Origin of the sequence: Rhizobium sp. SG570 (assembly GCF_012275345.1) — a bacterium.
Classification (GTDB): domain Bacteria; phylum Pseudomonadota; class Alphaproteobacteria; order Rhizobiales; family Rhizobiaceae; genus Rhizobium; species Rhizobium lusitanum.
Genome location: NZ_JAAZQI010000010.1, coordinates 255,753 through 268,593 on the forward strand (window position 1 = coordinate 255,753; position 12,841 = coordinate 268,593).

Sequence of the window (12,841 nt, forward strand, 5' to 3'; positions counted from 1 at the left end):
CAAGGTCAGGCATGAGACGCCGGTTTCAAGGAGGAGTTTATATCCATGGTCCCCAAAGAAAGCACTTCGGACGAACTGGAGACGTTGCTGGCCGGCATGCCGGCATGGGGTTCTGAATTTTCGCGTACATTCGCCAATCATGCGCCGATGGTCCTCGTCGCTTTGGACCGGATCGGCGGCGGGCCGGCTCAGCTGCGGCGGTTCTTCCATCACTACAGAGACGCAAAGCAGCTTCTGCCCTTCGCCCAGCCGTTGAAGCGCCTGGATGGCAAAAGCTGGAAAGCCGCCATCGGAATGCGCGAGCGCGAACCCGATCTGCGCGTCTTTTTTGCCGACGAGGTGACCCGGCTCGGAATACACGGGGCTTTGGAGCTTTATCTTCCCGATCTTGCCGACGGCGTCGCCGCCAGCGCCTTTCACGCGCTGATGCGATCAGCCTATGGCGTGCTTCGCGCCGACGAGACCGATGTCGCCATTGCGCTCGCCTACTGGGCCGCCACCTATCTGCCGCTTCCGGAAGCGCAGGGAACGTCCCCGATCACGCGCGACCCAGCGGAAGTCCTGGCCCTGACAGCTGCGATCAAGCCATTGCATGGCATGGAACTTCACGACCTTCTCTGGCAAAACATTCGCGACGCCGGAAGCGTGCCCGAATTCGCGCCCGTCGTCGATTGGCTCGACATCGGGCCGGATACGATGGAAAAAATGGCGGCGACGGCGCTCGCCATATTTGCCGCAACCCAGCATTTCGCGGCCTTGCACATCATCACCGGGCTGCACTGGATCCGTCTCCTTGAGCCGCACTGCGATGAGGCGACCCTCCGTCGGATGATGCGGGTGTTCTGGCAGGGGATCGCTGCGCTGATGGGCGAGCTCGGGTTTCCCGAGATGCCGGACAGAGCGATCGTCGATCGCTGGCGTCATATCCATGTGCCGGACTGGCCCGAAATGCATGCGATCGCCGCGCAAAGCTACGACGAGCATGATATCAGTCTCGCCTTTTCCGCCAGCGAGGAAATGAAAGTCTATGGCGACCCGCTCTACCGTGTCGTAGTCGCCCGCCGCCTCGGACTAATCGGAGACTACACGAAATGAGCCCGGAAGAGCCGATGTCCGGCGACTGCATCATTGAAGCCGGAACCGTGCTGTGCGGCGTTTTGCCTGACGGCACCATGTCCATGCGCCATGATGTGGGCATCCGCGTCGCTGGCGGCATGATCGCGCAGATCGGGCCTCTTGCCGCCGTTGCCTACGGCAACGACCATCTCGCCCGCTTCGGATCTCCGGACATGATCGCCATGCCGGGACTGGTCAACAGCCACCACCATTTCGGGATCACGCCACTGATGCAGGGCGTACCCTTTGCCCCGTTGGAATTGTGGCTGCCGCAATTCCGGGCGATGCGCCAGATCGATGTCCGGCTGGATACGCTCTATTCCGCGATCGAGATGCTGGAAAGCGGAACGACGACGGTGCAGCATATAAACAGCGGACTTGCAGGCGCACCAGAGAACTGGACGGCCACGGCAAATGCTACGTTGGAGGCCTATAGCGAGATAGGCATGCGGGCCGGCTTTACATTCATGATCCGCGACCGCAACATTCTGACCTATGACGACGACGCCAAGGTGCTGGCCACCCTTCCGGATGCCGTCCGCAGCTGGATCGCGCCCAAACTCGACGCGTCGAACATTCCCATCGCAGAGCTGATGACATTTTACCGCGCGCTCAAAGAAAGCTGGTTCGACGCCCGGCCGGATCATGTCCGCATCAATCTCGCCCCTGCCAATCTGCACTGGTGTACGGACGAATGCCTGCGGACGATTTTCGAGACGGCCCGCGAAACCGATGCGCAGGTCCATATGCACCTTCTGGAAACCGAACGGCAATCACGCTTCGCCCACGATAATTTCGGCCACAGTGCCGTTCAGCATTTGAAGGCGCTCGAATGCCTCGGGCCAAACGTCACGCTCGGGCACGGCAACTGGATGAGCCGCGAGGATCTCGACATCATAGCCGATTGCGGCTGCAGCATGTGCCACAATGCCTCATCCGGCCTGCGGCTCGGCAGCGGCATCGCCCCTGTCAACGAAATGCGCCACCGCGGCATTCCGGTCGCGCTCGGGATAGACCAGTCGAACATAGCCGACGACCGCGACATGACGCTTGAAATGAAGCTGGTCTGGGCACTACACCGCGAGACAGGCCTATGGAACGACCGTCCTGATGCTGGTGCCGTGCTGCAGATGGCGACCGAGCATGGCGCCAGAACCGTCGGCTTTGGCGGCTTTACGGGCCGGCTCGAACCAGGTCTTCAGGCCGATATCGTGCTCATGGATCGCCGCAAGATCGGAAGACCGCATGTAAACGCCCGCACGCCGGTGGTGGAGAGCGTCCTGCATCGCGGCGGACGGCATGCCGTCACCCAGGTGTTCGTTGGCGGTCGCCTGGTCGTCAATGACGGCAAAGTCATCACGATCGATCGTGAGGCAGTGCTGGCAGAAATCGCCGGACGGCTGGAACGACCAGAAACGCAAGGCGAGCGGCAAGCCTGGGATGCGATCGATGCCCTGCTTCCCCATATCGAGGCATACCACCGCAATTTCACGCCGGCGGCCGGTTATCTCCCCTATCGATATAACGCTATGGCGGAAGAGGAACAAGCTGGCTCCGGAACATCCAACTCCCGAGTGGCGTTAAGACAGCAAACGTTGGTTGGAGGATAGACATGTCTGAGCAAAAGTTGCCGCCGGGGCGATGTCACGTTGTCGTGTGTTTAATGGTTGCAAAATAAGTGGTTGGCATGACCACGCGTACTGTCAGCTATAAGAGACATCGTTTTCCACCGTCGATATCATCCATGCTGTTTGGCTCTATTTCATGTTTCCACTGAGCCGTAGCCGCGAGGTCGTTCGCTGCATTCCTCGCTCTGGCTGCCGTTCGCGTTTGGCTGCCATCATTCACCGGGGGGCCCAAAGCCATGACGCAACCGGAACCTCCCCAGCACGGACATCTTTGTAAGTCGAGCTAATCTTGCTCAGCACCATCTCGTCGTCCGTATCGACCTCGTAGAACGTGCTATCGACCGCTCGGATATCACCCACGTTTTGTCTGATTGTGTGTGCGGCAAGCCGACGAACTCGCCCCAAATAACCTGTCGCGTATTCTCGGCCAACGCAGCTAAATCAGAGCCCGAAAGCTGGGCATTGTTTTGCGCCAATCCTTCAAGCCGTTCCCCGCCTTCACCTGTAGCCTCAAACCATTCGTGCCCAGGTGTAGACGACTTGACCGTCGAAACGATCCAGTTTGCTTCCAGAGACTTTGGAGCCAAAAGCCGCAGCAAGTCTCTGAGATCAAGAGCAAGGACCTCTTGCTTGAGATCGTAGATCCTAAGAGTTGTCATGACGTCCCCAAATCAAAGCTCGCATCGGCAGCAACACTTTGTCACCTAAGTAACCGCCCGTGTCGGCCTTCTGCTCTGAGTTTCCCAACGCCCGAACGTGACGCCTGAGGGCGGGATGTCCGTCTTAGCATTGGAGAGCTCAGAGACGCTTTTGGCTATCCTGCAAGGATTCCGGCCATCGCGATGAAGTGTGTGTCACTTTCCAAGGGTTCGGCCCAGACCTTGGCGTGCAATTGCCGTGGACTGTGTAGGTATTGATGCTTGCCTCCGTCATTCATCGGCTTTCGGGAGGTCTCAAGTGTCAGTCGAACGGCCGGAATAGGGCGCATAGCCGTCATCGAAAACATTCATCGCAAATCTCCGCATTGAAGGTCTTGAAAGGATGTGTACCGTTGGCCCAGCTAATTTCAGAAACAGAACCTCTGTTCTGATGCATGAATGACGAAGGGTTAGCCGCCTGGCAACGTGAACAACTGACCAAGACCGGGCATTGGCTGACTGTAACCGGCCAGCCGGAGCATGTGCCAGGCGAGCGCATGATTGCTGGATGTTACCGGCTTGCCAAGCTTCGCCTCCACCTGCTCAACGATACGTGCAACCCGCATGCTGGTGCAGGAAACGAAAACAGCATCGCATTCATCCGAGCTTCCCAGCTCGAGAATAGCGCGCTCGATCGAAACCGGCGTGATTCGGGCCACACGATTGTCATCCGGCTCATGGAAGGAGCCCATGACCGGGATATCCATGCCCCTCGCCATCAGCGAGGCGCGCAGGGAGTGGTTAATCTCCGGCATGTAGGGTGTAAGCAGCGCCATGCGCCGGGCGCCGAGCGCCTCCATCGCGGCGCGGACGGCGGTGACCGGATTGGTCACCTTCACGCTTGGCAGAACCTCGTGGACACGCTCGGCGATGCGATCCTCGCCGATGACGAGGGAGCCGGACGTGCAGGCAAATCCGATAACGTCGAATGCCACATCCGGAAGCAAGCCGACCGTGCCGGGGATCTCGTCCGACATTTTCATCAGGTTTGCCGGCGTGATCTCGACATCGCTGTAGAGCCGCGCCTCGTAGAGCGCCACGTCCGACGACGGCAGCGCGAAGCGGAACTCGTCCTCGATCGTCTGGTCCGTTCGAAGCACCAGCAGGCCGAGATTGGCAAGCGTGCCGATGCCGTTATCGATGTCGAAGGATAGACCTTCCCTGTTGACGAGAAGCGGGGTCGTGTCATGCAGTGAATGGATCGTCATGGTCATGTCTCCGGTATGCGTGAGAAGAGAATTAGTGGCTGTCGCCGCCGAGATAGAGCGAGCGCATTGCCGGATCGGCGAGGAGATCGCTGGCCGCACCTTCCATCGCCACGCTGCCGAGCGACAGGACATAGGCGGTGTCGGACACATGCAGCGCCTCGAAAGCGTTTTGCTCGACCATCAGGATCGAAGGACCGTCCCGACGACGGACGTCCGAGATCGCCTCGAAGACATCGTGCATCATCCGCGGAGAAAGGCCGGCCGAAGGTTCGTCGAGAAGAAGGATTGACGGTTCCGAAATCAGCGCCCGCGCCAGCGAGAGAAGCTGTCTTTCACCGCCCGACAGAGCGGATGCACGTCTGTTCTTCTTCGAGGCGAGGCTAGGATATTGGTCAAGAAGCGCATCGAACCGGCGCTCGCGGTCTCGTCGCTCCATCAGCCGGCCGCCAAGCAGGATGTTTTCCGCCACCGTCATGGTGGCGAAGACATTGTCCGTCTGTGGCACGAAACCGACCCGATGGTGGCGCACCTTGCTGTAGGTCGGCACGTCGGTGACGGCCTCGCCGGACATGCGGATATTGCCTGCCCGCGGCCGGACGAAACCTGCGATGCACTTCAGAAGCGTCGATTTTCCGCAGCCGTTAGGCCCCAGAATGGTGACGATCCTGCCAGGCTCCGCCTTCAATGAAATGCCGTTGAGAATATCCGGCCCATCGCCGTAGCCAGCCCTCACATTGGTGACTTCGATCATGCCATCGCCCTCTTCTGTCTGGCATTGCCGAGATAGGCTTCGACGACCTGTTCGTTGGATGTGAGTTCCGACGGCCTGCAATCGGCAATCACCGCACCGCGATCCATCACCACGCAGCGGCTGCAGAGTTCGCGGATGAAATGCATGTCGTGTTCGACGATCAGCAGCGTGATGCGGGCGGCATTGATGCGCCTCAGAAGCCCGATCATGCGCTGGCGCAGATTGGGATGGACGCCGGCGGTCGGCTCGTCGAGGCAGATCATCTCGGGAGACGCCCGCAAGGCCAGCGCGATCGACAGAAGCTTCTTCTGCCCGCCGGACAACGAGGCCGCCGGGAGATGGCGAACATGCGACAGCGCCAGGTCGTCCAGCAGTGCGTCAACCTCCGCCCTGTCGTCTACCTCCCGCCGGAACAAGCTCCGGAACCCGGCCCGCCGTGCCGCTGCCCCATAGAGCAGTTCGGCAACCGTCATCCTGCGTGGCATGGAAGGCAGCTGGAAGGTGCGCACCAGCCCCTTCCGCGCGATCCGGTCCATGCTGCGGCCGGTAATATCTTCGCCGTTGAAGACCACGGTTCCGGCATCGGGAGCAAATATCCCGGATACGAGATTGAGCAGGGTCGACTTGCCGCAGCCGTTCGGCCCGAGCAGCCCGACGACCTCTCCCTGCCCGATTCGGAAACCGACATTTGCCAGGACCTGATTGGCACCGAAGGATTTGGCCACACCTTCGAGCGTGAGTACCGGATCAGACATAGCGGCGCCCTCCCACACGTTCCGGCACGATGCCTGACTGCCGAAACAGAATGAAGGCGATCAACCCGCCGCCGGTCAGAAACAGCCGGCCGGCCGCGACATATTCGGTCGGCGGGCCGATCCAGTCCTTGACAAAAGGGATGAAGGCGAAGGCGAACTGCAGCAGAAAGGCACCGACGATGGCACCGGCATTGTTGCCGAGACCGCCGACCACGATCATCGCCCAGATCAGAAAGGTTTCCGAACTATCGATCTGCTCCGGCCCGACGAAACTGACGTAATGGGCAAACAGAAAACCGGATACCGCCGCCAGCACGCTGGATGCGGCCATCAACTGGCGCTTGAGGGCGATCGTATCGTAACCGAGCGAGGCGGCGAGCTGCGGTTCCTCCCGCATCATCCGGATCGACAGGCCATAACGGCCGCCGATCAGATGGCGGCACAACAACCCGGCGGCAACCACAAGCGCCAGAACAGTGACGAGGATGGCGATCTGCCGCGCCTGGCTGTCCAGACCTGGATAAAGCGGCGGGATGCCGCCGATACCCTGCGCACCACCGGTCAGCCAGTCCTCGTTGGTTGTGACGATGCGGATGACCTCTGCCAGCGCCAGCGTGACGATGCCCCAATAGTCCGCCTGGAGGTTGCGGCCGAAGCTTGCAAAAGCCCAGCCCAGCAGAGCAGCCGCGAACATCGCGAGAACGAAGCCGGAAATCGCACCGAAGTCAAAATGGAAGGCGATCGCCGCCCCATAGGTGCCGCAGGCAAACAACGCGATCTGGCCGAAATTCATCAGGCCGCCGAAACCGGCCTGAAGGTTGAGGCTCAATGCGAGCAGTGCGTAAAAGCCGGACATGATAGTGACGTGGATTATGAAATCAGACACGCTTGACCTCGCTGACGAACAGACCGCGCGGGCGCCACAGAAGCGCTGCGACCAGAAGAAGGAAGGAGATCGCGCTGGCATAGGCGACCGGCAGGAAGGCGGCGACCTCTCCCATCAGCGGACCGAAATTGACGGCCGTCACGACCGTTTCCGCAGCTGAGATCAGCAGCGCGCCGGCAATGGCGCCGAACGGATTGCCGAGCCCGCCGAGAATGGCGGAGGCAAAGACCGGCAGCAGCAGGTCCATGCCGACTTGGATGTCGACTTCGCCCTTCAGCGCGATCGCAACGCCGCCGAGCGCCGCCATCACCCCGCTGATCAGAACGATGATGGTCTTCATCCGGCCGGTATCGATACCGGTGGCATCGGCAAGCACTTCATTTGTCGATGTCGCGCGCATGCAGCGCCCAAGATCGGTGCGGAAATAGAGAAACGCGAAGATCCCAATCGCGGCCGCAACGATGGCGAAGCCGAGAAGCTGCGGTTCGGTGATGCGGGCATCGAGGATGCGGATGGGACGCGAGACCGGCAGCGCAAATCGGCTGGGGTTGGGGCCGACGGTGACCAGGAAGGCGGCGGAGAAGACCATGCTGACCGCCAGCGATCCGATCATCGCCGTCGACGAACCGATCTTCAGCATCCGGTTGAACAGGAATTCGTTGAGAATGACCGCAAGCAAGCCTGTCAGGACGACGGCAAAGATGATCGCGACGCCGACCGGCACGCCTGCCTTCTGCAGCGCGATCGCCAGGACACCGCCGGTCGCGGCATACTGGACGAGCGCGATATTGGGAAACTTCATCAGCGAGTAGACGGCACTCATGCCGATCGCCACGAGCATGAGGTCGCAGGCGCGCATCAGCACGTCGACAAGAAATTGAAACATGATTTTCGTCCGGTTCAATCGGCAAAGATCGGAAGCGCCGGCATCCTATGGGTCTTCCCTCAGGACGCCGGCGCTGACGGTGCTTACTGGGTGGCGATGGCCTTGCCGCTTTCGATCTTCAGACGAAGATAGGGCTGGGCGCCGCGCTGCCCGTCGGCATCCAATACGATCGGGCCGGTGGCACCCTCGTAGCTCTTGCCGATTTCGGCAATCGCCGTTTCGATCTTCTGCGGATCGAGCGAGTTCGCCTTGTTGATGGCAGCGGCTACCAGCATGACGCCGTCATAGGCGAAGCCGTTGAAGGTCGAGGTGAAGCCGCCCTTGTATTTGGCCTCATAAGCCTTCTGGTAGTCGGCACCGTTGCCGCCGATATAGTTGAGATCCATGCCGATCTGGCCCTCGACATATTGCGGGTCGCTGTCGGCGGTGCACATGGTCAGATAGAGCCCGTACCATTTCTTGTCGTTGAGGCCGAGTTCGAAGCTTTCGCGATTGATGGTCGCCGATTCCTTGCCATAGGCGGTGTAGACATAGAGATCCGGCGCGCCGGCTCCGAGCTGCTGCAACTCCCGGCGATAGGTCGTCTGCCCTTCCGTATAAAGAACCGTCGAGGTGATGGCGCCGCCGAGCGCCTTGAACTTGGCGGCGAAGGCGTTGGCGATGCCCTGACCATAGGCATTGTTTGGGGCGATGACCGCAACCTTCCGGGCGCCGTCAGCAAAGACGTCCTGGGCGGCAAAAGTCCCGGAGACGTCATCGAGGCCGATGACACTGAAGGCGCCTTTGCCCAGCGTGCGGATCTGGGTGCTGGAACTGCCGATATTGATGTGCGCCCGGCCCTGCTGCAGCAGATATTGCGCAATCGGGATGGTGATGCCGGACGAGAACTCCCCGAGGATGACGGGCACCTTGTCAACGGTGACGAGCTTCTTGGCCGCATCCAGCGCGGTTGCCGTGCGTCCGCCGGAATCCTCGGTGACGATTTTGAGCGGGTGACCGAGAACACCGCCGCCGGCATTGATCTTCTCCAGCGCCAGTTCCATGCCTCGCCGCTGGTCTTCTCCCTGCGTCGCACTGGAGCCGGAAAGCGGAAGGATTGCGCCGATAACCGCTTCCTGCGCATAGGCTGCCATGGACAGGCCCAGAACGAACACGCCACTCAACAAAATGCTCTTCATGTCACACCCCTCTTGTTTGAGATTTATTGTCGACAATAGAAACGACAATAAATTTTCCCGTCAAGATGCACCGCAACATTTTTTTGCCATGCATCAATAAACAATCCGGCTATTCCCCGGATTCATCCACTTCCGGGAGACGAAAAATCAATATTGACAGCGGACACTCGGCATATTTATTGTCGACAATAATTTCGACACAGAGGAAATGAACATGCATGCCTTGATCCTTGGCGGTGGCGTCGTCGGCATCACCACCGCCTATCAGCTGCTTCAGGACGGCCATGAGGTGACGGTGCTGGAGCAGGAAAACCAGGTGGCGGAAAGCACCAGCTGGGGGAATGCCGGCATGATCGCTCCCGGTCATTCCTTCGTCTGGTCGTCACCCGCCGCACCGAAGATCCTGTTGAAATCGCTTGTGCTGAAGAACCAGGCGCTGCGGTTCCGCCTCTCGGCCGATCCTTATCTCTACGGCTGGTCGTGGCGTTTCCTGATGCAATGCACGGCGCAAAAGGCGAGGTTGAACACGCTGCGCAAGCATCGCCTGGCAACCCATTCGCAGGCCGTCCTGCAGGATGTGGTGGCCCGCGAGGGGATCGCCTATGACCGCACCACGTCCGGCATCATCTATTTCCACCGCAACAAGGCGGCGCTCGACAACGGCGTGCGCAACATGCGGCTTCTGGAAGGTGACGGCCAGCAGATAAGCATCATCGATGCCGACGAAATCGTGCGTCGCGAGCCTGCATTGCTCGGCTCACGCAACCTCATCGCCGGCGGCATTCTCTGCCCCACCGACGAGACCGGTAGTTCGTCCAAATTCACCATGGCGCTGGCCGATATCGTCCGCAGCCGCGGCGGCCGCATCCTGACCGGCACCCGCATTCTCAAGCTGGAGCGCCGCGGCAACAGCATTACCTGTGTCGTGACCAACAAGGGCGAGTTCACCGCGGATAATTATGTGCTGAGCCTTGGCAGCGAAAGCCCATTGCTTGCCCGCAAGATCGGGCTTTCGCTGCCCATCTACCCGATCAAGGGCTATTCCCTGACGATCCCGATCGCCGATCCCGACCTGGCGCCCAAAGTGCCGGTCCTCGACGAGCACAATCTCGTCGCGATCACCCCGATGGGCGATGCGATCCGCGTCACAGCAACGGCGGAGTTTGCCGGTTACGACCGGTCTCACAAGCCGTCCGATTTCGCCTTCATGATGGAGGTGACGCGATCGCTGTTCCCCAAGGGCATCGCCTATGATCGCGCCCATATGTGGGCGGGACTACGCCCCATGACGCCGGACAACCTTCCGGTGCTCGGCCGCCGGGACATCGACAACCTGTGGCTCAATACCGGGCATGGTCATATCGGCTGGACGATGTCGCACGGATCGGCGCGCATTACCGCCGACCTGATCGCGGGACGAAGCTCTCCTGTCGATCTGGACAGCATCTCTCGCGCCGCCTGACAGCAGCATCCCCATCACCCTACCGAAAAGGAAAAAACATGAACCAGATCACCCGATTTGGCGCAGGCCCTCGCATGTCGCAGGCCGTTGCTTACGGAAACCTCGTCTTTCTTGCAGGCCAGGTCGCCCTGCGTGCGCCCGGCGCCTCTATTGCCGAGCAGACGGCCGATATCCTCGCAAAAACCGACGAACTTCTGGCCGAAGCAGGCTCGGACAAGAGCAAGCTCATTTCCGCATCGATCTGGCTGACGGACATCGCGACGTTCAACGAGATGAATGCGGTCTGGGACGCATGGGTGGCGCCCGGTAACGCCCCTGCACGCGCCTGCGTCGAATCTAAGCTTGCAGCCCCGCAATTTACCGTCGAGATTGCCGTCATCGCGGGCATCTGAAGCGTTCCCGGTGCGGTCGTCCTGGCATGGCCACACCGGTTTCAATTGACAGGCTGCATGGCATCAGCGCAATTGTCCGGCCGTCCTATCGCCACAACCTCGAGGATCAAGACGTGTTGGCATCGAAACCTGCGAAGACCGGACCTCGTGTCTATGAGGAAATTCGCCGTATGGCGATGGAATACCGGTTCAAGCCGAACGAACGGATCAACGAACTGGAACTTGCGGCAAAGATGCAGGTCAGCCGCAGCCCGATCCGCGAAGCGCTGCAACGGCTCGTGACCGAAGGCTTGATCACATTTCAGGTCAATCGTGGTTTCTTCTGCCGCGGCTTCGATGTCGAGGAAATCCTCAACCTGACCGATGTCCGCATTCTGCTGGAAGAGCGGGCGGTGCGACTGGCGTCGGAACATGCCTCGGATCTCGAATTGCGGGCGCTGTTCGACTGGTGGCAGAAGACCTCGGCCATGGCGGATGCCCTCTCCAGCGCGGACCTGACGGCCAAGGACGAGGAATTCCACATGCGTATCGCAAAGCTTTCAGGCAATCCCGAGCTTGCCAAGATGATCGAGGGCATCAACACCCGCATCCATTTCGTCCGGCAGATCGAAGTGGAAAAACATCGGCGTCTTTCGACCACCTATACCGAGCACAACAGGATTGCCGAAGCGATGCTGAAACGGGACGGGCAGACGGCATCGCAGATCATGGGCGACCATATCCGGATCAGCGCCACCGACGCCACGGAAACGATGAAGGAAGGTCTTGCCCGTATCTTCATGCGGGAAGCCTGAACCATGTCCCTTATCGATGGCACGACCTCGCGCAGCACCTCCTGGACCAATCTCGGCAATCTGCTGGTCGTCTATCTCGTTTGGGGAAGCACGTATTTCGCGGTCAAGATTGCCGTCACTGGACCACCCTCCATCGCGCCGTTGCAATTGCAGACATGGCGGATGTGGGCGGCATCTGCCCTGTTGATTGCGATCGGCCTCTCTCGCACTCGACGCTTTCCCGTTCTTTCGGCAAAGCAGATCGTCATCTGTGCGGCCTCCGGCATTCTGATGTGGGTGACGGGCAACGGACTTGCGACGCTGGCATCCCGGCATGCAGCCTCGGGTTTCATCGTCATGGCCATGGGCATGATCCCGATCTGGACAACGCTGATCTCCAGCGTCATCGACCGCACGCCGCCATCGCGCAATGTGGTTGTGGGGCTTGGCATCGGCCTTTCCGGCCTGTTTCTTATCGTCGGGCCGCCGGTCTTCCTGGCCGGTTCAGCATCGGTCGAGACCGGATACGCGGTCTGGCTGGCATTCATTCTCTGCGCCGCAGGCCTGACATGGTCGATCGGCAGCCTGATCCAGAAGCCTTTATTTGCAGCCACTTCGCCGGTCTGGGCTGCCGGACTGCAGACGCTGTCGGCGGCAATCGTTCTGACCGTCATCTGCTGGACGAGCCAGACATCTCTTTTACCACCGGCTGATATCGCTCCGGTCCAGCTGACGGCATTTTTATATCTGGCAATCTTCGGCTCCGTGGCCAGCCTTCTGGCCTATATTACGGTCATGAAGATCTATCCGCCAACGGTCGTATCCACCTTCGCCTACGTCAATCCGCTGGTCGGCGTCGTGCTTGGATGGGTAGCGCTCGATGAGAAACCGGCGCTTCTCTCAATGCTTGGGATTGCACTGATCTTGGCAGGTGTATCGGCGATCATAGTTACGTCCCGGCGCAGCTGAAATGTCTACGCTCTGTCCGCTCTTGAAAGCGATACGAACCGACGACCCTGTTATTGCAAATCCTTTCTGCCAATAAATTCGTAAGGCAAACCAAAAACTTGCCTAAAGCGATGATGCTTTTCCGACGGGATCCTGGTCG

At 59.9% G+C, this 12,841-nt stretch carries 12 protein-coding genes; 6 read left to right on the forward strand and 6 right to left on the reverse strand.

Going from position 1 to position 12,841, the window contains the following annotated elements; genetic code table 11:
* Positions 1-45 precede the first annotated feature (45 nt).
* Both FHT28_RS21105 and FHT28_RS21110 read left to right on the forward strand, forming a co-directional pair.
* On the forward strand, positions 46-1,095 hold the full coding sequence (locus tag FHT28_RS21105; RefSeq protein WP_037200109.1) for a questin oxidase family protein: 1,050 nt from the start codon (positions 46-48) through the stop codon (positions 1,093-1,095).
* Positions 1,092-2,726: an amidohydrolase family protein gene (locus FHT28_RS21110; RefSeq protein ID WP_234903941.1), complete on the forward strand. Its 1,635-nt coding sequence runs from the start codon at positions 1,092-1,094 to the stop codon at positions 2,724-2,726. Before FHT28_RS21105 ends, FHT28_RS21110 begins: the two co-directional genes overlap by 4 nt.
* A 1,126-nt stretch (positions 2,727-3,852) precedes the next feature.
* Here the strand turns inward: FHT28_RS21110 and FHT28_RS21115 are convergent.
* From FHT28_RS21115 to FHT28_RS21140, 6 genes are all read right to left on the reverse strand, one after another.
* The gene (locus FHT28_RS21115) at positions 3,853-4,650 is read right to left on the reverse strand and encodes an aspartate/glutamate racemase family protein (RefSeq protein ID WP_037200114.1); all 798 of its coding nucleotides are present in this window, start codon (positions 4,648-4,650) and stop codon (positions 3,853-3,855) included.
* 31 nt (positions 4,651-4,681) lie between these two features.
* The gene (locus tag FHT28_RS21120; RefSeq protein WP_037200115.1) at positions 4,682-5,401 is read right to left on the reverse strand and encodes an ABC transporter ATP-binding protein; all 720 of its coding nucleotides are present in this window, start codon (positions 5,399-5,401) and stop codon (positions 4,682-4,684) included.
* Entirely contained in the window at positions 5,398-6,156 is a 759-nt protein-coding gene (locus FHT28_RS21125) for an ABC transporter ATP-binding protein (protein WP_168597252.1), read from the reverse strand. The genes FHT28_RS21120 and FHT28_RS21125 overlap by 4 nt, the downstream gene beginning before the upstream one ends.
* Complete coding sequence (locus FHT28_RS21130; RefSeq protein WP_168597253.1) at positions 6,149-7,042, reverse strand: branched-chain amino acid ABC transporter permease; 894 nt, start codon at positions 7,040-7,042, stop codon at positions 6,149-6,151. Before FHT28_RS21130 ends, FHT28_RS21125 begins: the two co-directional genes overlap by 8 nt.
* A complete protein-coding gene (locus FHT28_RS21135) occupies positions 7,035-7,928 on the reverse strand; it encodes a branched-chain amino acid ABC transporter permease (RefSeq protein WP_168597254.1) in 894 nt (297 codons plus the stop codon). The genes FHT28_RS21130 and FHT28_RS21135 overlap by 8 nt, the downstream gene beginning before the upstream one ends.
* Before the next feature lie 83 nt (positions 7,929-8,011).
* Positions 8,012-9,106 (reverse strand): ABC transporter substrate-binding protein, encoded by a 1,095-nt coding sequence (locus tag FHT28_RS21140; RefSeq protein ID WP_168597255.1) that lies wholly within the window; start codon positions 9,104-9,106, stop codon positions 8,012-8,014.
* 214 nt (positions 9,107-9,320) lie between these two features.
* Here FHT28_RS21140 and FHT28_RS21145 point away from each other — a divergent pair, with 214 nt between their 5' ends.
* From FHT28_RS21145 to FHT28_RS21160, 4 genes are all read left to right on the forward strand, one after another.
* Positions 9,321-10,568, forward strand: a complete 1,248-nt coding sequence (locus FHT28_RS21145; RefSeq protein ID WP_168597256.1) for a D-amino acid dehydrogenase — start codon at positions 9,321-9,323, stop codon at positions 10,566-10,568.
* Positions 10,569-10,606: 38 nt separating this feature from the next.
* A complete protein-coding gene (locus tag FHT28_RS21150) occupies positions 10,607-10,960 on the forward strand; it encodes a RidA family protein (protein WP_037200124.1) in 354 nt (117 codons plus the stop codon).
* 113 nt (positions 10,961-11,073) lie between these two features.
* The gene (locus tag FHT28_RS21155) at positions 11,074-11,754 is read left to right on the forward strand and encodes a GntR family transcriptional regulator (RefSeq protein WP_047563503.1); all 681 of its coding nucleotides are present in this window, start codon (positions 11,074-11,076) and stop codon (positions 11,752-11,754) included.
* Between the two features lie 3 nt (positions 11,755-11,757).
* The gene (locus tag FHT28_RS21160; RefSeq protein ID WP_168597257.1) at positions 11,758-12,702 is read left to right on the forward strand and encodes an EamA family transporter; all 945 of its coding nucleotides are present in this window, start codon (positions 11,758-11,760) and stop codon (positions 12,700-12,702) included.
* The last annotated feature ends 139 nt before the right edge of the window (positions 12,703-12,841 follow it).